Source organism: Clostridium sp. CM038 (genome assembly GCF_055081105.1).
The window spans coordinates 1,604,381-1,626,320 of sequence record NZ_CM143651.1; the positions used below are offsets into that span (position 1 = coordinate 1,604,381).

Sequence of the window (21,940 nt, forward strand, 5' to 3'; positions counted from 1 at the left end):
TTTTTGAAACAATATGGGAAAAGAGATATAATGGAGGAAGGGGGATAATAAAAATGATATCCTACAGATATTTTAGTCGGTGTAGCTTTAGGGCTTATATGTTGTAGAATAATAATATACCCTTTTAATAAAGTAAACAATAATACCAAGGCTAGTATATAATAGAAAGAGGTGACAAGGTTAATATTAGTACTTAATGGAATTGCAGTTTACAAAATGATAAGGTAATTCTCTTGGGCACTTATCATTATGCTTACGAAAAAAAAATACTAGAGATGAAGGTGGCTTTATTATGGGCATTTTAGTTTTATTAACAATCATTTCTCCTTATACGACCATAATACCATTATTATATATGATATATATGGTGTTATTTAAAAAAATTAAGATAGATAAAAATTATTGGAATATAGGACTTTGTTTACTATTTATTTGGTCTTTAATAGTAGGAGTTATAAATTATAGTTTTACATCAATTGTTGCATCGTTTGCTCTCTTTATATATCTATGTGTTAGTATTTTTTTGCAAAATTATTGTAAAAATGAAAATATGGTGGAAAAGATATATATGCATTTAGTGTTTTTTTCTCTGTTCTCAGCAATTTTTGGAATTATTGAGAAAGTGTTATATGAGTATTTTAATTTTAATATTTGGGGGGGATTTCTTCAAAGTACAGCTCAGCCAGCAGTTAATGGTAGAATATATAGCACCTTTGGTAATCCTAATGTAGCGGGGAACTGGTTTGCTATAATGATTCTTGTAGGTATTTATTTTTGTAGCATTAAATCAAAAACTGCAAAATTATTTTATGAGACAGCGACAATCCTCTTTGTTATTGCATTGTGTTTAACGGGATCTCGGGGTGCTTTTATGGGGCTATTATTTGGCGTTTTTATATTTTATCTACTTAAAGGTAATAAAAAAGATATATGGCTGTTTATCACAATATTTATAATTACGGCTGTAATTACTTTTGTACCACCAGAAATGCTTAAAAATTTAACCGGACATGATTTCGATACCTCATTCAATAGTCGTTTTGGAATATGGGATGGATGTTTAAAAATGATAAAACTTAAGCCTTTTACGGGTTGGGGTATTATGGGGATAACTGACCATGGAGAAAGCTTCATGAAAGGGTATTATTATGCAACCCTATACCACGGTCACAATATCTGGATTACTATTATGACAACTCTTGGAGCTGTTGGGCTTCTCATATATACCTATATGAAAATTAATTTATTCCGAAATTTAAAGATACTTCATGCACAGAATTGTAGATTAGTTCCAATGCTGGCAGGTATTCAAGCTGTAATAATTGGGCATGGACTGGTTGACTTTACAATGATTGCACCACAAGCTGGGTTATTATTTATAGCTAGTTCAGCTATAATAAACGCCCTTATAAAACAAGATAATATCAATTGAGAAAAATATAATAGATATAATAATTTCATTACTAATAGACTAAATTTAAGTCGTTATAATTATTTTTGAGTTTATTATTTATTTATTTATTTATTTGAAGAACAAAGGAATTGATAATATTTAGTCGAATTAGATATATTAGTAATAAATATTTTGACTTGCAATAATTTCAAATACGAAAGGAATTTTTAAATGGAGGATTATAAAAATAAAAACATCAAAATAATAGAGATTGATCCATATCTCAAGCCGTTTGAAAGTGATATTAGGATTAGAGTGGACCGTTATACATCTTGTAAAAAAGAATTACTTGGTAATAATCAAAGCTTTGACTCTTTTGCGAGTGGCGACTTATTTTACGGGTTCCATTTAATTAAGGGGGGATGGGTTTATAGAGAATGGGCCCCTATGGCTGATGCTCTTTATTTAATTGGCGATTTTAACTCTTGGAATCCTCAAACACATCCATTGATAAGAAAAGAAAGTGGAAATTGGGAGATTTTTTTGCCAGGGGTACAAGCCCTAAAACATTTATCCTATGTTAAGGTAAGGGTAGTGGCTAAAGGTGTATCAAGAGATAGAATTCCTCTTTATATTAAGCGGACGATGCAGGATCCTATTACTAATGATTTTGTAGGACAAATTTGGCAACCAGACTTTGAATTTAAGTGGCGGGATAGTGAATTTCATGTTGATAGCGAATTGCCATTGTTTATATATGAGGCTCATGTAGGTATGTCCCAGGAAAAAGAAGGAATGGGTACTTTTAGCGAGTTTACAGAAAATATTCTTCCAAGGATAAAGGCTGCTGGTTATAATACTGTGCAGCTTATGGCGGTAATGCAACATCCATATTATGCCTCTTTTGGTTATCAAGTATCTAATTTTTTTGCTGTTTCATCTTGGTTTGGAACCCCTGAAGAGCTTAAAGCATTAGTTAATGCTGCCCACCTTATGGGAATTGCGGTATTACTTGATTTAGTACACTCTCATTCAATTAAGAATATAGCTGAGGGGATTAATGAGTTTGACGGAACTGATTATCAATTCTTCCATACTGGAGTTAAGGGGAATCATCCAGCATGGGGTACAAAACTTTTTAATTATGGGAAGCCAGAAGTTCTTCATTTCCTTTTGTCGAATATTAAGTTTTGGCTAGAGGAATACCATTTTGATGGTTATCGATTTGATGGTGTGTCATCGATGTTATATCACCACCAAGGGCTTGGAGTAGTGTTCTCGGATTACAGTAAATACTTTAGTATGGATACGGATATAGAAGCAATTACTTACCTTCAATTTGCTAATGACTTAGTAAGAGAAGTAAAACCTAATGCAGTAACTATTGCAGAGGATATGAGCGGAATGCCTGGAATGTGTCTGCCAGTTGATTTTGGTGGCATTGGCTTCGATTATCGTTTGTCTATGGGAGTGCCTGATCTTTGGGTGAAATTGTTAAAAGAACTGCCAGATGAAAAATGGAGCATGTGTCAGTTGTGGCACGAGTTAACTAATAGACGGCCTAAGGAAAAGAATATAGGGTATTCTGAATCACATGATCAAGCACTTGTAGGTGACAAGACCTTAATGTTCCGTTTAGGCGGAAAGGAAATGTATTCTCACATGCTAAAAAGTGATGATAATTTAATAATAAATAGAGCAGTAGAACTTCATAAACTTATTAGATTTATTACTATAACTTTAGCTGGTGAAGGCTATTTAAATTTCATGGGGAATGAATTTGGTCACCCGGAATGGATTGACTTCCCAAGAGAAGGTAATAATTGGAGTTATAATTACGCAAGAAGACAATGGAGTCTGATGGAAAATAAAGATCTTAAGTATGAATATTTGTCAAATTTTGATAAAGAAATGCTAATTTTATTAAAAACATATAATGTTTTAAGTGCAACAGACCTCCAAAATCTTTGGACTGATGATAAGCAAAATATGATTGCTTTCAGAAAAGGTGAATTAGTATTTTTATTTAATTTTAATCCATCTGCTTCTTTCTCAGAATATGAACTACCTACTGGCGAGATGGGTGAATATAAGATTATCTTTAATAGTGATGAAACGATATTTGGTGGCCAACACAGAATTGCAACAGATTATATATACAGCGCGAAAACATTACGAAATAAGGGGAATAAACCTGGGATTATAGTGTATTCACCTAGTAGAACTGTGCTAGTTCTAAAGAAAGTTATTCAAATGAGTGACCCCTGCCAGGCAATGGAAGGGTAGAAAATCATGAATTCCTAAAAGTAATGATATGTAATATATGACAATATAAAAACACCTAGAAGAAATTCTTCTAGGTGTTTTTATTTTGAAGGGTTTGGAAGTAGCTTATAGAAGAGGTATTGTTAAAACATAATTAAAAATATACTCATTCTCATTTATATTCTATATTGACATTTTGGAATATAATGTTATTGTTATACTTATAATATCAATGTATCGGATTACTAGGTATAAATGGTATCATATGCCATAAAAATATAAGGGGGGCAATAACATGTCAATAAACAAGGAACTGTTAAAGGGAAGTACGATAATCCTCATTTTAAAATTAATTGATAAAAAACCAATGTATGGCTATGAAATGATAAAAGAAATGGAAGAAAAATCAAACGGTGTGTTTACATTGAAGGAAGGAACTCTTTATCCAATTCTTCATACCTTGGAGGCAAAAGGATTAGTTGTGGCATATTGGGGTGAGGGTTCTGGAAAACGTCCTAGGAAGTACTACAGGATAATGGAGGAAGGTAGATTATCATTAAAGGCAAAAGAGGAAGAATGGACAACTTTCCGTTCTACAGTTGATAGAATATTAGGGGGGGCTATATTATGGACGTAGGAGATAATTCTAAAATTAGTGAATATATAGATTATGTATGTTCTTATGTAAAGTATAAGGGAGCTCATAAAGAAATAAAACAAGAGCTATCCTCACATATTGAGGATATTGTAGGCGAATATGCTGAAAAAGGAATAGTACAAGAAGAATCAGTAATTAAAGCTGTTGAACGCATGGGAGATGGCGAAGCCGTAGGTAAACAGCTAAACATAGCACATAAGGGAACTCCGGATTGGATTACATTAATTTTAACCATAGTACTCGTTAATACAGGCGTTGCATTGATGTATCTCATGCAATATAAAAATTCATTCAGAAGTAGTGATTATCTATTTAAGCACAGCTTGTTATATGCTGCTATTGGTACTTTAGGTATAGTATTATTATATTTATTTGACTATAGAAAACTTCAAAAGTATTCGAAACATATTTTTGTAGGCATGTGCTTATTATTTACCTTATCATTTTTTATAAGTCACCCTATAAATGGAAGGCCTTTTATCAGTGTAGGAAGATTTACATTTGATATTAAAGCAATTAGTTTATATGTATTTATAATAGCACTAGCAGGTATATTCAATAACGATGACTGGAATAAAAAAATGAATTTAATTAAAGCTGTATGGTATTTAATTATTCCAATGCTTTTAATGCTGGCTGCTCAAGGATTAGGTTACTGTGGAATTTATTTTATTACATTTATAGTTTTAGCTCTTAAATCTAATATGAAAAAAAGATATGTAATTTACATTGTTGCACTTAATACTATTTGTTTTCTGTATTATATTATATCAGAACCATATAGAATAAGTAGGTTTTTTACTTTTTTACACCCATTCTCGGATGCAAGAGGAGTAGGATTCTTGAATGTACAGATGTACGAAATAGCTCATACATCTGGAATTTTCGGACATGGGTTTTCTGCAAATGAGGCACTGTTAAAAGTGCCTGAGATGCAATCAGACTTTGTTTTTATTTATATAGTACATACTTTTGGGTGGCTTGGAGCCGCGGTTATTATATCTATTATTGTTTCTTTCATATATAGAATTCTACATGTTTCAAAATATGTTAGAGATAATTATGGACGATTACTTATAAGCGGTTTGATTAGTATATTTATAGTTCAATTCGCAACAAATATATTAATGAATCTAAATTTATTCCCTTTGATAGGAATTCCACTTCCTTTCATAAGCTATGGAGGCTCTTTAGGGATTATTAATATGGTATCCGTAGGCATTATTATGAGTGTGTATAGAAGGCGAAGTTTATCCAATTCATGAATGTGCTAATTCTATGTTGATTATTAAATAATTACTTAAGTATAATATTATCTTACTATATGGAGGCATCTGCATATTTACATACAGCTATATCTATATTACCTTTTACGTCCTATGCTAACGTTGAAAATAAAACTGGAGGTTCAACTGCACTATCTAAACTTTATATGTCCATTTCAATAAATGCTACACCTCAATCTACTAATAGATCGATAGCTTTTACTGAAAAAGAAGAAGAAATACAACGGTATTTGTATTTTATGAGTATTAATCCTAATGATAAGGAGAATTGGGATTTACTTTCAAAAATCGCAGTGGATATAGGATATTAAAAGAGTGTAAAATAAAGTTATAGCTTTAACCGCTGGGGCAGTTAATTTGAACTGTTCTTTAATTATGTGCTGCAAGGATAATTTATATTTGGAGATAGAGGTTATATGAAGAAAAATTTGAAATTTGGCACTTTGATTATTGCTCTGATTACTATGTGGTAGGCTTTTGAATTTGATAGGGATTATTACAACTCAATGGGAGTGGACAAGTTTTTCAGTGGTTTTGTTAATGATTTTTGCGAGTAATGAACAATTTAAAAAAAAAGGGAACAAAATAAAAGAAAGAATGCTGGGATAAAAAATTTGATAATAGAAGTAACATACCATTAAGTCCAGAAAAAACATTAGTCGAAAATTGAAAATAAAGAGGATAGATGCTTTCTCGTTACTTACATTTTTCGTAAGATGCAAAGTTAAGTCAACATTTTTGGATCTTATTAAAGGTTGAAAAATATAAAAGATAGGAAGAAGGCTGTGTTAAATAAAACCTTCTTCTTATCTTTTATATTATTAAAATACATACCATAGGATGTGCTAATTACTATATAGTATGAACTTTCTCCGAAAGTGACTTCAAATAAGAAGAGCAGAAACATTGAAAATTCATTTAGTAATTCTTCTTTTGGCAATATAAAATTCTCGTGAGCCTCCTGTAAGGAAGGCTAGGGAACCGGCTGTAAGCCGAATGTGAGCGTTAGAGAAATTTATATTGGCAAAAGATTAGAATTATTTGATGGAATTTCACGTTTCAAGCTCTTATTTCGAATCACGCAGGAGAGATTTCATACTGATTGTACTATTTGCTCTTACCCCCTTAATGAAGTTTCCCCCATTAAATACTTATCAATATTTTTAGTAACTGCGCGACCTTCATATATTGCCCAAACAACTAATGATTGGCCCTTTTTCATATCTCCAGCTGCAAAAACGCCTTGTAAATTAGTCATATAATTATCATCTACAATAACGTTTCCGCGGTTATCAAAGTCTAAAGCTAAGTCCGTAAGCATACCTTCATGTTGTGGATGCAAGAAACCCATAGCTAAAATAACCAAGTCAACTTTGAGCTCAAATTCTGAACCTGGTATTTCACTCATTTGTTGCATACCTTTTTCATTACGTGTCCACTCAACTTTAGATGCATGGAGCGTAGTAACTTCGCCATCTTCACCAGTGAATTTTCTTGTAGTAATATTCCAATCGCGGTTGCAACCTTCTTCATGAGAAGTAGTAGTTTTTAGTGTTCTAGGGTATGAAGGCCATGGCATTGTGTCGTCTCTATCTACAGGGGGCTTTGGCATAATTTCATATTGAAATACGCTCTTAGCTCCTTGCCTTATTGCAGTTCCAATACAATCTGAGCCAGTATCTCCGCCTCCGAGTACCAGTACAACTTTGCCTTTAGCATTTATCTCACTAGCTTCTATTGTTTTGCCTGAAACTCTTCTATTTTGTTGTTTTAGATAATCCATAGCAAAATGTACACCTTTTAATTCTCTGCCTTCAACTAATAAATCTCTAGGAATTGTACTACCACCAGTTAAAGCTACTGCATCAAATTCAGATAAAAGAGTGTCTACAGAATAATCAACTCCGACATTTACATTAGTTTTAAAGCTAACTCCTGCCTCAATCATAAAATCCACTCTTCTTTGAACTATGCTTTTATCTAATTTAAAATCTGGTATGCCATATCTTAAAAGCCCGCCTATTTCATCGTCCCTTTCAAAAACAGTTACATCATGGCCTACAGAGTTAAGTTCAGCAGCTGCCGCAAGGCCCGATGGACCCGAACCAACAATAGCGACCTTTTTACCAGTCCGAACTCTAGGCTCTAAAGGGTTTGTCCATCCTTGTGAAAATGCTTTTTCTATAATATTTAATTCTATTTCCCTTATTGCAACAGGGTCTCCATTAACTCCTAATGTACATGAACCTTCACAAGGGGCGGGACAAATCCTGCCAGTGAACTCTGGGAAATTATTTGTAAGGGTTAACCTGTTATATGCTTTTTCCCATTTTTCTTTATATACCATGTCATTCCAATCTGGAATTAAGTTTCCTAGAGGGCAACTCCAGTTACAAAAAGGAACACCACATTCCATGCACCTTGCACCTTGCTGACGCAGTTTTTCAACTGGAAATTCTATGAATAATTCTTTAGAGTCCTTAATTCTATCTTTTACAGGGCGTTTATTTGCAGTTTCTCTTTTGAATTCTTTGAAACCATACAATTTTCCCAAATTTAACACCTCCAAAAATTGAAAACTGAGAACCGTCCCTAAAGAGAGACAGTTCTATAGCTTCTATTTACCTTCTAATATTGCTTTGTAAGCGGTTGGTATTACTTTTTTGAACTTTAACTTGTATTCTTTCCAGTTATTTAGAATTTTACTTGCTTTATGGCTGTTAGTTGCTTCAAAATGTTCTTTTATTATCGAATGGAGCTGTAATAAATCTGGTTCTGAAGTTATTAATTCTACCTCTATCATTTCCATATTACAGTTTGATTTTAATGTTTCATCTTCGTCGATAACGTATGCTATACCACCGCTCATTCCGGCTGCAAAGTTCCTGCCTGTTCTTCCGATAATAACTACAATTCCACCTGTCATATATTCACAACCGTGGTCTCCAATTCCTTCAACTACAGCCTGGGCTCCTGAATTTCTTACTGCAAAGCGTTCGCCTACTAATCCGTTTATAAACAACTTACCAGAAGTCGCTCCATAAAGAATTGTATTACCCGCGATGAAGTTTTCGTCTTGAATAAAACTGCAATTTTCTGGTGTCTTTACAATTATTTTAGCACCTGATAATCCTTTGCCAACATAATCATTTGCATCTCCTACTAAGTTTAATGTTAATCCATTAGCACCAAAGGCTCCAAAACTCTGACCTGCTGCCCCAACAAAATTTAATGTTATTGTATCGTCAGGAAGTCCAGCGGCGCCGTATTTCATAGCAATTCTTCCACTTAACATTGCACCAACAGAACGATTAACATTTTCAATTTCTAAATTAGAGGTGCTTTTCATTCCATTTTCTAGGGATGTTTTTGCCATTTCAATAAGCTTGAAATCTAAAGAAGTATCTAACCCGTGATCTTGTGATATTACACAGTACCGCTTAATCCTTTTGGGCATATCAGGTTTATATAGAATATTTGATAAATCTAGTTCCTTTGCTTTCCAGTGGTCTATAGCCTTTTTCTGATTAATTTTATCTACTCTACCTATCATTTCATTCATAGTTCTAAAACCAAGTCTCGCCATATGCTCTCTTATTTCCTTGGCAATAAATGTAAAGAAGTTCACCACGTATTCAGGTTTTCCCCTGAAATTCTTACGAAGTTCTGGATCTTGCGTAGCTATGCCCATATCACAAGTATTCAAGTGACAATTTCTTAGCATAGTACAACCGAGCACTACAAGAGCTGTAGTTGCAAACCCAAATTCTTCTGCTCCAAGAAGTGCTGCAATAACAACATCACGTCCTGTTTTAAGCTGACCATCAGTTTGAACGGTTACTCTGCTTCTTAAATTATTTAAAAGCAATACCTGCTGGGTTTCAGCAAGTCCAAGCTCCCAAGGTAGCCCCGCATGCTTTATCGAGGAAAGTGGGGAAGCACCTGTTCCTCCATCATGACCACTTATTACTATAGCATCTGAATGTGCCTTAACAACTCCAGCGGCTATGGTTCCAACACCTAACTCTGAAACCAATTTTGTACTTATTCTGGCCCTAGGGTTTACACTCTTTAGATCATGAATAAGCTGAGCTAAATCTTCAATAGAATATATATCGTGATGAGGTGGTGGGGAAATTAAATCAATCCCAGGGGTTGAATGCCTTAGCCTAGCTATATTTGCATCAACTTTTTTGCCTGGTAGTTGACCACCTTCACCAGGTTTTGCTCCTTGAGCTATTTTTATTTGCAATTCGTCTGCATTTACAAGATATTCAGCAGTTACACCAAATCTACCGGAAGCTATTTGTTTAATTGCACTTCTTCTTAAATCACCATTTTCATCAACTTTGAATCTTTCGGCATCCTCTCCACCTTCACCAGTGTTGCTTTTTCCACCAAGCCTATTCATAGCTATAGCCATAGTTTCATGGGCTTCCTTGCTGATGGACCCAAAGGACATTGCACCTGAGCAAAAGCGTTTTACTATTTCACTAATTGGTTCAACACTTTCTATTGGAATTCCGTTCCCATAATTAAGTTCAAATAATCCTCTAATTGTACATAAGTTCTTGTCCTGCTCATTTATCACTTTTGCATATTCTTTATATAAATTATAATCATTTGATTTTGTAGCAACTTGAAGTTTAAAGATTGTATCCGGGTTAAATAAGTGGTGTTCTCCACCTTTTCTCCAAGAATATGCCCCTCCTACATCAAGTTCAGCTATAGGTTTTCTTAATTTGTTGAAGGCATTTTTATGCCTAATTAATACTTCTCTTGCTACGGTATCTACACCAATTCCACCAATTCTAGAAGAAGTTCCACCAAAATATTTTTGGAGTAAATCAGAACTTAAGCCAACTGCGTCAAAAATTTGTGCTCCATGATAACTCTGTATAGTTGAAATTCCCATTTTTGATAATATTTTTAGAAGCCCTTGTGATATTGCATGTATATAGTTTTCATGGGCTTTTTCTATAGAAACATTTTCTATATCGCCATCATTTATAATATTATCAATAGACTTAAATGCAAGATATGGATTAACACCTGTTGCCCCATAGCCAATTAATAAGGCAAAATGCATTGTTTCTCTAGCTTCTCCTGTTTCGACTATAATAGAAACAGAGGTTCTGGTCTTTTTGCGGGTTAAGTGCTGCTGAACGGCAGATAATGCAAGTAAGCTTGGGATTGCAGCATCATAAGAGTCTACTGATTTATCACTAAGAACGATAATATTATAGCCTTCTTCAATTCTTGCAGATGTTCTTTTGCAAAGCTTGTTTAGGGCATCTTTAAACCCTTCAATTCCAGTATCTGCTTTAAAAGTTATGGGAATTGTTGTAGTTTTAAAAGCGTTATCTTTTAAATTTTTAATCTTAGCTACTTCTAAATTAGTTAAGATAGGACTCTTTATTTCTATAAATGGGTTATCAGTAAGATCTTGATTTAAAACATTATCTTGAGATCCCAAATAGTTCATAAGTGACATTACCATTTTTTCTCTAATTGGATCTATTGGTGGATTGGTAACCTGAGCAAAAAGTTGCTTGAAATAAGCAAATAAGAGTTGAGGCCTATTAGATAATACAGCCAGTGGTGTATCATTTCCCATAGAGCCAATGGGTTCCTTACCATCTCTTGCCATAGGAGATAGTATAATCCTTAAATCTTCTAGAGAATATCCAAAGGCTTGTTGCCTTTCCTTTAAAATATCTTTGTCTATTTTAACGTCATTAATTACAGCATCAAAATCTTCTAGATAAAGTTTATTTTTTAAAATCATTTCACCATAAGGCTTGTTTGTGCAAACTGTTTTTTTTACTTCTTCATCTTCAATTATTCTGCCTTCATTTGTATCAATCAAAAACATCTTTCCTGGTTGAAGCTTGCCTTTTTCTTTGATATTCTCTGGTTTAAACTTAAGTACTCCAGCTTCAGATGCAAGAACAGCAAAGCCATCCTTTGTTATTATATACCTTGCGGGCCTAAGTCCATTTCTATCGAGTGTTGCACCTATTCGAATACCATCTGTAAATGCAACAACAGCAGGACCGTCCCAAGGTTCAATTAACGAACCATGATACTCATAAAAAGATTTTTTATAATCTTCCATATCATTATTTGACATCCAAACTTCAGGAATCAACATCATTATGCTATGAGGTAGAGATCTTCCATCCATTTTTAAAAGTTCTAACATATTATCCAGGGAAGCTGAATCGCTACCATTAGGGCTAATAATTGGAAACAATTTCTTTATGTTCTTTCCATACACTTTGGACTTTAAAACTCCTTCGCGAGCATTCATCCAGTTTATATTTCCTCTAATTGTATTTATTTCGCCATTATGAGCCAAATATCTAAAGGGTTGTGCTAAATCCCAAGTTGGAAAGGTGTTTGTACTATATCTTTGATGAACAAGGCAAATCGCACTCTTAAAATTTATGTCTTGTAAATCGATGTAAAATCCTTTTATTTGGTCGGCAAGTAAAAGTCCCTTGTAAACAATTGTTCTGCTAGAAAGACTGCAGATATAGAAATATTCTGTGCTTCTATTAACCAATTTGATTACTTCTCTTTCTGCTCTTTTTCTTATAATATAAAGTCTTCTTTCAAATTCTTCTTGAAGCTGCTCGTCTGTTAGAGTCGGATCTTTAAAATTTGATCCTAAAAAAATCTGTCTAATTATTGGCTCTGTTCCTTTTGCCGTGTCTCCAATGTTTCTATTATCTATAGGAACAGATCTCCAACCTAATATTTTTTGTCCTTCTTCTTCGGCAATTCTTTCAAGTATTCCTTCACATTGAAATCTTAATGCAGGTTCCTTTGGCAAAAAAATCATTCCTACGGCGTAGCTTCCTGCCATTGGTAATTCTAGGCCTAAATTGTCACAGCTAATCCTAAGAAATTCATCAGGAATTTGTACCAAAATACCTGCACCATCTCCAGTTTTAGGATCTGCACCCACTGCACCTCTATGAGTTAAATTCACAAGAACTTTTAACCCTTTTTTTATAATACCGTTGGTTTTCTCACCTCTGATATTTGCTACAAAGCCAACGCCACAATTATCTTTTTCAAAGGCCGGATCATACAATCCTTGCTTTTCAGGATAACCAATGCTATTACTCATGATATTACCCCCTTTATATTTATAAATGAATTATATAAATTGTACCATGATTTTATGAAAATGCAAGTTTCATTTTTAAAAAAATCATATTTAACAAATTATACTTAATAAATTGTGTTTAAAAAATAACAAAAGCAACAAAAATTGAAAGTTAATTTCCAATCTTTGTTGCTAAGGAATTATATGATACGTCTGAATATATGTTCTATGAGCGTATCAACATTTTTAATGTTGTAATAAAAAGTTGTAGTTTTCTTTTAAAAATTTTAATATAACATTTGCTATTAATGATTGACCTTCAATATTGGGATGTATTCCATCTTTACATAAAAATTGACTATAGTCGCTGTACTTTAAAAACTCTGTGCGTACATCAATAAGAACAGTGCTAGTTTCAGCGGCTATCTCAGTAATGATTTTACTATATGAGTTATGCCAATTAAAGAGTCTATCCTTCGTGCCTAACCACTGTAAGATATTTTTTTCTGAAGTAGAATCTTCTTTTGTAATCCATTTAAAATACTTTAAAGGATCGAGTGGTGGCAACGTCATAAGTATAGGGAATATGTGATTAGTTTTCAATGTGTCTATCATTGTAAGTAGTGTTTCACGAAAGATAGAAATATCAGTATTAGGTCTGTATTCCATATCAGGATTTTTAGCGATGTCATTCCAGTTATAGTCACAGTCATTACCACCAAATTCTATTAACACTATATCAGGTGATTTTTTGATGACATCATTATACATCTTACGTGCGCCTCTCATAATGGTACTACCAAATTTACCAGCATTATATACTGGGCCTTTTATTTTATTTTCAATGATGCTCGTAAAGTTTTCTTTTAAAGTTGCGTATTTAGATCTTTCATCATCATAAATGATTCCCTTTGTAATAGAATCACCAAATGCTATAAAAATATAACTATCTTTTATTTCCATAATATACCTCCATGAAATTAAATTATAATCGTATAAATTGATTGAGCTAATTTATATATAATAATATATCATATGAATATAAATAATTCAATACGTAGTTATTGAAACTACGTATTGAATAAAAAACTTTGCTATCAATTAAATTATAACTAGCGCAGCTTCGAAGGGTTTAACAACTTCAGGAGGAGATTTATATTCCAACTGAAGTTTTCTATTTGTTATAGTATGCATCTTATTTGTTATAGTATGTATCTTAATTGTATCCATTCACTTATAGAAGTGGAAGACATTTCAATAAAACGTAGTAAACCTATTGACATTATAGGGAATGGAATATATACTTATATAAAATATATAAGAGGGACACTTTCCTTTTGAAATATTGTTAAAAGTGGGGATTTAAATTAGGAGAGATAAAATGAAAAATTCAAAGAGTCTTAAATTTTCAATGGTATTATTCGTAGGTGTTTTAATACTTGGGGGATTAGCAGGATGCTCATCTAAAAAAGTAGAAAATGATAATGTAAATCTTAGAGTTGGGTATTTTCCAAACATAACTCATTCACAAGCTCTTGTAGGACGCGCACAGGGAAGTTTTCAAAAAGCCGTCGGCGGAAAAAATAAGATAGATTGGAAATTATTCAATGCAGGCCCAGCAGAAATAGAAGCACTTTTTGCAGAAGCTATTGATATAGCATATATAGGGCCTGGTCCAGCTATTAATGGATATGCAAAATCCAAAGGCGACATTCAGATTATTGCAGGGGCAACCGACGCAGGAGCAATATTTGTATCTAAAAGAGGAACAATTATTAAAAATCTAAAAGAGTTAAGTGGCAAGAAAATTGCAGTTCCACAATTTGGTAATACACAAGATCTAACACTTCGAAATATATTATCTGCGAATGGGCTTAAAGACACGACAAAGGGTGGAACCGTGGAAGTAAGGCAAGCAGCAAATGCGGATATTTTATCTCTGATGCAAAAAGGGGATATAGATGCAGCCTTAGTGCCAGAACCATGGGGTTCAAGATTTATTAAAGAGGCGAAAGCAAATATTATTTTAGATTATAAAGAAATATTTAGAAAAGGAAAATATACTACTGCTGTAGTAGTTGTTAGAACTGAATTTTTAAAGCAGCATCCACAAATTGTTGAAAATTTTATAAGAAATCATGTAGAAGTAACTGATTATATTAATAAAAATCCAGATAATGCTAAGGAAATAGTAAACAAACAAATTACTGAATTAACTAAAAAAGGAATACCAAATGATGTTTTAGATGCTGCTTTTAAGAGATTAACAATTACAAATAATCCGGAAAAAGACTCAGTAATTGATTTTGTTAAATATTCACTCCATGCAGGCTTCTTAAAATTAGAGCCAGATACTAAGGAGTTGTTTAATCTTAGTATTTTGAATAAAGTTTTAAAAGAAAAAGGGCAAGATCAAATCAAATAAAAGAGGTGATAAATTTGAGTCTTATTGTTAAGGGCGTAAGCAAAGAATTTGTTTCAAAACATAAAAAAACAAGCACACTTGAAAATTTTAATTTAGAGATAAAAAAGGGCGACTTCGTATGTATACTAGGACCGTCTGGTTGTGGGAAATCAACACTGCTAAATATTTTGGCAGGACTTGAAAAGGCCACTAAGGGCGTGGTTATACTTAATGGTAATGAGATAGCTGGGCCGGGACCAGATAGGACAGTGATGTTTCAGGAAGCAGCATTATTCCCATGGCTTAAGGTAATTGATAACGTAGAGTTTGGAATGAAAATGGCAGGTGTGACTAAGGAAGTTAGATACGAGAAGGCACTACATTATTTGAAAATGGTTCATCTTTCAAAGTTCCAGAATTCCTATGTTTATGAGCTGTCGGGGGGAATGAAGCAGAGAGTAGCACTTGCTCGCGCACTATCTCTTGACTGCGAAATACTTTTAATGGATGAACCTTTTGCGGCTCTTGATAGTCAGACTAAAATGATGTTACAACAAGAATTGCAACGCATATGGGTAAATACAAAAAAAACCATCATTTTTATTACTCACAACGCAGAAGAGGCAGTTTATTTGGCCAATAGAGTTGTAGTGATGGCAGCAAATCCAGGTAGAATAAAGCGGGAGTTTATTATAGAGCTTGCAAGGCCAAGACAGATGGAAAGTTGTGATATTGCTTATTACACATCTAAAATAATGAAAGCATTAAAAGAGGAGGTGGAGAAGGTTGCAAAAGCAGAATACGATGGTGATTGGAATATTGAAGAAAATTCTGTTTTATATTCTTCTAATATTAATATGGGAGGCGATTTATAAAGTAGGAGTTGATATTCTAAGAATTTGGAGGCCTTATACGTTACCATCACCTATAGATGTTTTTGGGACTCTGGCAGTTCTAATAAAGGATAATACTATAGGGATAGCCATTGTTGCAAGTTTAAAGAGAATACTAGTGGGATATTTTATTTCAGTAGTAATAGGAGTTACTCTTGGGCTCACAATTGCTAAATTTAAATATTTAGAAGAGAACCTGGGTCCATTAATTTTAGGCCTTCAGACATTGCCAAGTATTTGCTGGTTGCCGTTTGCGATTTTATGGTTTGGGCTTAGTGAGAGTTCGATTATTTTTGTAATTGCAATTGGTTCCACATTTGCGGTGGCAATATCAGTTAATTATGCAATAAAAAATGTTAATCCCTTATATATAAGAGCTGCAAGAACAATGGGAGCTAAGGGTAGTAAGATCTATACTCAGGTAATCCTGCCGGCAGCGTTGCCGGATATAGTTAGTGGATTAAAGCAGGGATGGTCCTTTGCATGGAGGGCTCTAATGGCTGGGGAAATGCTTTCGTCTACAAAGGGGCTTGGTCAAGTACTAATGGTAGGAAGAGATTTAGCAGACATTAGCCAGGTTGTAGCAGTAATGATAGTAATAATAATTCTTGGGTTATTAGTTGATAAACTTGTTTTTTCAAGATTAGAGAAAAGCATGAGACATATTTGGGGTCTTGATAGGGTCTAGTTTTTAAAAATTGATGGAGGTGAAGTTAAATGAGTACAGAAGATCTTACCTGGCATAATACGTTTGTAACTCGCAGGCATAGAGAAACCACACTTACACAAAAATCTAAGTTATTATGGTTTACTGGGTTATCAGGTTCTGGTAAGTCTACGGTGGCAAACGCTTTAGAGATAAAATTAAATCATCTAGGAAAATCAACTTATCTATTGGATGGTGATAATATTCGCCTTGGCATAAATTCAGATCTTGGATTTTCTGTAGAGGATAGAAGTGAAAATATTAGGCGAATTAGTGAAATTGGAAAGCTATTTGTAGATGCAGGACTAATAACTATTGCTTGTTTCATATCCCCACTTAAAGTAAACCGTGAAATGGTAAGAGCAACTCTTGGTGAAGATTTCATTGAAATATTTGTAGATTGCCCACTTGGCGAATGTGAGAAAAGAGATCCTAAAAATCTATATAAAAAGGCGAGACTCGGTGAAATTAAAGAATTTACAGGAATAACTTCACCTTACGAAAACACAGAAAATCCAGAAATTGTGATAAATACAAAAGAGCAAACTATAGATCAATGTGTAGATAAAATATTAGATTATTTAAAGCTATAGTTTAGGAGGTTAAGATGAAGCTAGAAATGAAAACTTTGGTAGCAGATATATTAGTTGTTGGTGGAGGCACGGCCGGATGTTATGCATCACTTACTTTAACTAAGAGAGAAGACATAAGCATTATAGTAGTGGACAAAGCTAATATAAAAAGAAGCGGATGTCTAGCGGCAGGAGTTAATGCAATCAATGGTTATATTAATAAAGGATATACCCCAGAAGACTTCGTAGATTATGTTAAAAATGAAGCTGAGGGAATAATAAGGGAAGACCTGGTATATTCTATTGCTAAAAATTTAAACAAAGTTACAAAAAATATGGAGGGACTAGGGCTTACAATCTTAAAGGATTCACAGGGCCAATATGTTACTCGTGGCAAAAGAAGTATTAAAATCAATGGGGAAAATATAAAACCTCTTCTTGCAAATGAGGTTAACTCAAAGAAAAACATAAAGGTTTTAAACAAGGTAAATATAATAGATTACATTGTTAAAGATGAAGTAGTTATAGGTGCTTATGGTTTCCATATAGAAAAAAATATTTTTTATGTAATTTATGCAAAGGCAGTTATTTGCACCACTGGTGGAGCTTCAGGCCTTTATAAACCTAATAATCCTGGATTTTCTAAACATAAGATGTGGTATTCACCTTTTAATACCGGAGCAGGGTATGCAATGGGAATAAGAGCAGGGGCTGAGATGACATCTTTTGAAATGAGGTTTATTGCGCTTAGATGCAAGGACACCATAGCACCTACAGGCACTGTGGCTCAAGGTATTGGTGCTAAGCAAATTAATGCCTACGATACGGAGTATGTACAAAACTATGGGAGACCTTTAACTATTACACGATTATTTGCAACTGTAGAGGAAAATAAAAAAGGCTTAGGACCTTGCTATTTGAAAACTAAGGGCATTTCAAAGGAAGTAGAGGAAGAACTCTACAAGGCATATCTTAATATGGCTCCAGCACAGACTTTAAAGTGGATTGAAGATGGTTTGGGGCCTAGTACAGAAAATTTGGAGATAGAAGGTACAGAACCTTATATAGTAGGTGGTCACTCTGCTAGCGGTTATTGGGTGGATGCAAAACGAGCTACTACTATCTCAGGATTATATGCAGCTGGGGATGTGGCAGGGGGAAGCCCTAAAAAATATGTAACTGGTTGTTTTGTCGAAGGTGAAATTGCAGCTGATGCCGCAACAGAGTTTATAAAAAACAAGAAAAATAAATTAATAGAGGAAGAAGAAATTTTATCTAAAGCTAAATTATTAGAAACTTTTCTTGAAGATAATGACAGTTTATTTTCTATAAATGGTGTTGAAGAGGCTATGCAAAAGGTAATGGATGAATATGCAGGTGGTATATCTAAAAACTATGTTTTTAATTCTTCAAAATTGCGAATTGCAAGTGGTAAAATAGATGAGCTTTTAGTGCTTTCAAAGGATTTGAGGGCCAAGGACATGCGAGAACTTTTGCAAATATTTGAAGTCATAGATAGGTTATATGTTTGCAAAGTTTTAATAGTTCATCTTCTAAAAAGAAAAGAAACCCGCTGGAAATGCTATGGAGATAATGCGGATTTTCCATATAAAGATGATGGTTTACTTAAATATATCAACACAATATATAAAGATGGAAAGGTTAAAGTTGTTTTTAGAAATTTAATAAAGCGAGATGAAGTTTATGAGCATTAAAATAGATCCACAAAAATGTGTGGGTTGCGGAAAATGTATGGACGTTTGCCCGGGAAATCTTATATTTAAAAAGAATGACTCAAAAGCTTTTATAGAATACCCACAGGAGTGTTGGGGATGTTGTGCTTGCGTTAAAGAATGTCCTGCTATGGCTATAAATTATTATCTTGGAGCAGATATTGGAGGTAAAGGAACTTATTTAAATACAAAAAAAGAAAAAAATCTTCTTCATTGGCACATGTTTAAACCAAATAGTGAAGAAATCATTATTACAACAAATGTAGCAGAGGCTAACAAATATTAGGGAGGTAAAATTATGGATCATTTAGATACATTAGAAGCAGAAAGTATTTTTATATTAAGAGAATCCTATAAAAAATTAGGTAGACTTGGGATGTTATGGTCAATTGGAAAGGATTCAACAGTACTGTTGTGGCTCGCTAAGAAGGCTTTTTTTGGACATTGTCCTTTTCCTTTTATTCATGTAGATACCAAACATAAAATACCTGCAATGATTGAATATAGAGACAAAATTGCTAAAGAGTTTAATATTGACCTTATAGTACACACGAATGAGGAAGCTATAAAGAATGGTATGGGGCCACATTGTGGAAGACTTAATTGCTGCAAGGCACTAAAAACAGATGGCCTTCAACAGGTGGTTACAAAGTATGAATTTGATGGATTAATTCTAGGAATTAGAAGTGACGAGGAAGGTTCGCGGTCAAAGGAAAGAGTATTTAGTGAAAGAAATAAGGATTCGGAATGGGATTATACTAATCAAGCACCAGAACTTTGGGATCAATTTAAAACTGATTTTCCAAAGGGCAATCATATTAGAGTTCATCCAATACTTCATTGGAGTGAAATTGACATATGGGCTTATATACAGAGAGAAAATATACCAATTATAGATTTGTATTTTGCTAAAGACGGCAAAAGATATAGAAGTCTTGGTTGCGCTGAGTGTACTGGTAAGATAGATTCTACGGCTACGACTATTGATGAAATTATTGAAGAACTAAAAAACACTACAACAGGTGAACGCGCAGGTAGAGCTCAAGATCAAGAGGATGCTTACGCAATGCAAAAGCTTCGTAAAGATGGGTATATGTAAGGGAGGGGTTTATTACTAATGGAAAATACAAGAGAAGTATTAAGAATAGTTACGGTAGGACACGTAGATCACGGCAAGTCTACAGTAATTGGAAGATTGCTTTATGATACAAAATCATTGCCAGAAGGTGCAATAGACAGAGTTAAAAAAATTGCTAAAGAAAAAGGTAAACCATTTGAATATGCATACCTATTAGATGCTTTTGAAGAAGAACAAAAACAAGGAATAACAATCGATACAACTTCTCTTCAATTTCATACAGACATGCGGGATTATGTAATTATAGATGCTCCAGGACATGTAGAATTTCTTAAAAACATGATTACAGGGGCAGCTAGCGCTGAAGCTGCACTTTTAATAATTGATGCGGAAGAAGGAATTCAAGAACAATCTAAAAGACATGGTTATATACTTTCTCTTTTAGGGATTAGGCAGGTGTGCGTTGTAGTTAATAAAATGGATCTTATTGATTATAGCCAGGAAAAGTTTAATGTTATAAAAAATGAAATGAATGCTTTTTTAAATAATCTAAATGTACACCCTATGAGTTATATCCCTATATCAGCATTTTACGGTGAAAATTTAACTTCAAAATCCGATAAATTATCTTGGTATAAGGGGGAAACTGTGCTTGAAGCATTAGATTTATTTACCCAAGAAACAGGCCTCGAAGCAAAACCTCTAAGATTACCTATACAAGATGTATATAAGTTTGATAATAGGAGAATAATTGCAGGAAGAGTAGAGGCAGGTACACTTAATATTGGGGATGAGATTCTTATTTCACCAGAAAATAAAACTACAAAAGTTAAAACTATTGAATATTTTGTAGAAAAAGATAATGTAAAAACTGTAAGTGCAGGTATGTCGGTAGGTATTACTTTTGAAGATGAATTTTTTAATAAAAGAGGAGAAATAATCTCTCATAAAAAAAATACACCTATTGTCTCAAATATTTTTAAGACCAATATATTTTGGATGGGGAAAAGCAATTTTGTAAAAGGTAGGAAATATAAGATAAAGCTTGTAACTCAAGAAGTGGAATGTGAAATTGTATCGTTTAATAAAGTTATAGATGCAACTACTTTAGGTACTTACGAAAATGCACTTGAGGCAAAAACTAATGATGTAGCTGAAGTTACTATAAAAACAAAGGAGAATATATGCTTTGATAAATTTTCAGATAACCAAAACACTGGTAGATTTGTAATAGTGGATGGTTATGATGTAAGTGGTGGTGGAATTATTTCAGGCGCTATTGATCCTGATGAAGTAACGGTGACTAGCTTTATTAAAGGTGAAATTAAGATTCCAATAAATTGTTTTGATGAATATTATTATGATATTAAAACAGCAGAAGTTAAAAAGAACTTGTCAAAAGTCGTGCAATATAACATTTGTGATAATGTACCTTTCCTTGGAGAAAGTTATGATTTTAAAGAAAACTTCGATGTAATAGTATTAAATGCTAGCATTGTTGCTAAAATAAGAGCTGGTAAGTTAATGGATGTTATCTCAATAGATAAGTATTCTTATGAGGCCGTAGTCACTATTAATGAAAATGGGTTTGGTATCAATATAGGCGCTGATAAAGATTTATTGGACTATATCGCTGATTACGAAAAAGGCATTAACGATATTTTTGCAAATAAATGGCTTAATTTCACTAAATATAGAACTATAAAGTTTAGAGATATTATAGAAGAAATAGTAGAATACGAGATTTAAATCAAAAAGGAGGGGTATAATCCTCCTTTTAATTTATGAAAAGAATAACTATTTTTATCGGATTTTACATGATTATTGATGCAACA

Annotated in this window: 16 protein-coding genes; 13 read left to right on the forward strand and 3 right to left on the reverse strand. The window is 33.4% G+C overall.

Annotated features, from left to right (window positions below; translation table 11 throughout):
• Positions 1 to 292 precede the first annotated feature (292 nt).
• The 5 genes from ACWJKS_RS07310 (at position 293) to ACWJKS_RS07330 (ending at position 5,913) form a co-directional block, all read left to right on the forward strand.
• Positions 293 to 1,432 (forward strand): O-antigen ligase family protein, encoded by a 1,140-nt coding sequence (locus ACWJKS_RS07310; protein ID WP_462960842.1) that lies wholly within the window; start codon positions 293 to 295, stop codon positions 1,430 to 1,432.
• A 192-nt stretch (positions 1,433 to 1,624) separates the two neighbouring features.
• Entirely contained in the window at positions 1,625 to 3,679 is a 2,055-nt protein-coding gene (locus ACWJKS_RS07315) for an alpha-amylase family glycosyl hydrolase (protein ID WP_220286888.1), read from the forward strand.
• Positions 3,680 to 3,953: 274 nt separating this feature from the next.
• Positions 3,954 to 4,295 carry a PadR family transcriptional regulator gene (locus ACWJKS_RS07320; protein WP_462960843.1) on the forward strand — a complete coding sequence of 114 codons (342 nt, stop codon included), beginning with the start codon at positions 3,954 to 3,956 and terminating at the stop codon, positions 4,293 to 4,295.
• On the forward strand, positions 4,286 to 5,581 hold the full coding sequence (locus tag ACWJKS_RS07325) for an FtsW/RodA/SpoVE family cell cycle protein (RefSeq protein WP_462960844.1): 1,296 nt from the start codon (positions 4,286 to 4,288) through the stop codon (positions 5,579 to 5,581). The genes ACWJKS_RS07320 and ACWJKS_RS07325 overlap by 10 nt, the downstream gene beginning before the upstream one ends.
• Before the next feature lie 59 nt (positions 5,582 to 5,640).
• Positions 5,641 to 5,913 carry a hypothetical protein gene (locus ACWJKS_RS07330; RefSeq protein WP_462960845.1) on the forward strand — a complete coding sequence of 91 codons (273 nt, stop codon included), beginning with the start codon at positions 5,641 to 5,643 and terminating at the stop codon, positions 5,911 to 5,913.
• Positions 5,914 to 6,719: 806 nt separating this feature from the next.
• On the opposite strand, the gene ACWJKS_RS07335 is transcribed toward ACWJKS_RS07330, so the two are convergent.
• From ACWJKS_RS07335 to ACWJKS_RS07345, 3 genes are all read right to left on the reverse strand, one after another.
• Complete coding sequence (locus ACWJKS_RS07335; RefSeq protein ID WP_462960846.1) at positions 6,720 to 8,156, reverse strand: glutamate synthase subunit beta; 1,437 nt, start codon at positions 8,154 to 8,156, stop codon at positions 6,720 to 6,722.
• Between the two features lie 63 nt (positions 8,157 to 8,219).
• The gene (gltB, locus tag ACWJKS_RS07340) at positions 8,220 to 12,740 is read right to left on the reverse strand and encodes a glutamate synthase large subunit (RefSeq protein WP_462960847.1); all 4,521 of its coding nucleotides are present in this window, start codon (positions 12,738 to 12,740) and stop codon (positions 8,220 to 8,222) included.
• A 225-nt stretch (positions 12,741 to 12,965) separates the two neighbouring features.
• Complete coding sequence (locus tag ACWJKS_RS07345; protein WP_165414043.1) at positions 12,966 to 13,682, reverse strand: SGNH/GDSL hydrolase family protein; 717 nt, start codon at positions 13,680 to 13,682, stop codon at positions 12,966 to 12,968.
• A gap of 418 nt (positions 13,683 to 14,100) precedes the next feature.
• Between ACWJKS_RS07345 and ACWJKS_RS07350 the strand changes: the two genes are divergently transcribed.
• From ACWJKS_RS07350 to ACWJKS_RS07385, 8 genes are read left to right on the forward strand one after another with little or no spacing between them, the layout of a single operon-like run.
• The gene (locus ACWJKS_RS07350) at positions 14,101 to 15,144 is read left to right on the forward strand and encodes an aliphatic sulfonate ABC transporter substrate-binding protein (RefSeq protein ID WP_220320297.1); all 1,044 of its coding nucleotides are present in this window, start codon (positions 14,101 to 14,103) and stop codon (positions 15,142 to 15,144) included.
• Positions 15,145 to 15,158: 14 nt separating this feature from the next.
• Positions 15,159 to 15,998: an ABC transporter ATP-binding protein gene (locus ACWJKS_RS07355; protein ID WP_216303664.1), complete on the forward strand. Its 840-nt coding sequence runs from the start codon at positions 15,159 to 15,161 to the stop codon at positions 15,996 to 15,998.
• Positions 15,928 to 16,704 (forward strand): ABC transporter permease, encoded by a 777-nt coding sequence (locus tag ACWJKS_RS07360; RefSeq protein ID WP_462959352.1) that lies wholly within the window; start codon positions 15,928 to 15,930, stop codon positions 16,702 to 16,704. The genes ACWJKS_RS07355 and ACWJKS_RS07360 overlap by 71 nt, the downstream gene beginning before the upstream one ends.
• Positions 16,705 to 16,733: 29 nt before the next feature.
• Complete coding sequence (gene cysC / locus ACWJKS_RS07365; RefSeq protein ID WP_462960848.1) at positions 16,734 to 17,315, forward strand: adenylyl-sulfate kinase; 582 nt, start codon at positions 16,734 to 16,736, stop codon at positions 17,313 to 17,315.
• Between the two features lie 14 nt (positions 17,316 to 17,329).
• A complete protein-coding gene (locus ACWJKS_RS07370) occupies positions 17,330 to 19,009 on the forward strand; it encodes an adenylyl-sulfate reductase subunit alpha (protein WP_462960849.1) in 1,680 nt (559 codons plus the stop codon).
• Positions 18,999 to 19,313, forward strand: coding sequence for a 4Fe-4S dicluster domain-containing protein (locus ACWJKS_RS07375; RefSeq protein ID WP_216303661.1), 315 nt, complete (start codon positions 18,999 to 19,001; stop codon positions 19,311 to 19,313). The genes ACWJKS_RS07370 and ACWJKS_RS07375 overlap by 11 nt, the downstream gene beginning before the upstream one ends.
• 12 nt (positions 19,314 to 19,325) lie before the next feature.
• Complete coding sequence (gene cysD, locus ACWJKS_RS07380; protein ID WP_220286883.1) at positions 19,326 to 20,126, forward strand: sulfate adenylyltransferase subunit CysD; 801 nt, start codon at positions 19,326 to 19,328, stop codon at positions 20,124 to 20,126.
• Positions 20,127 to 20,144: 18 nt separating this feature from the next.
• Positions 20,145 to 21,854 carry a sulfate adenylyltransferase subunit 1 gene (locus tag ACWJKS_RS07385; RefSeq protein ID WP_462960850.1) on the forward strand — a complete coding sequence of 570 codons (1,710 nt, stop codon included), beginning with the start codon at positions 20,145 to 20,147 and terminating at the stop codon, positions 21,852 to 21,854.
• Positions 21,855 to 21,940: the final 86 nt, after the last annotated feature.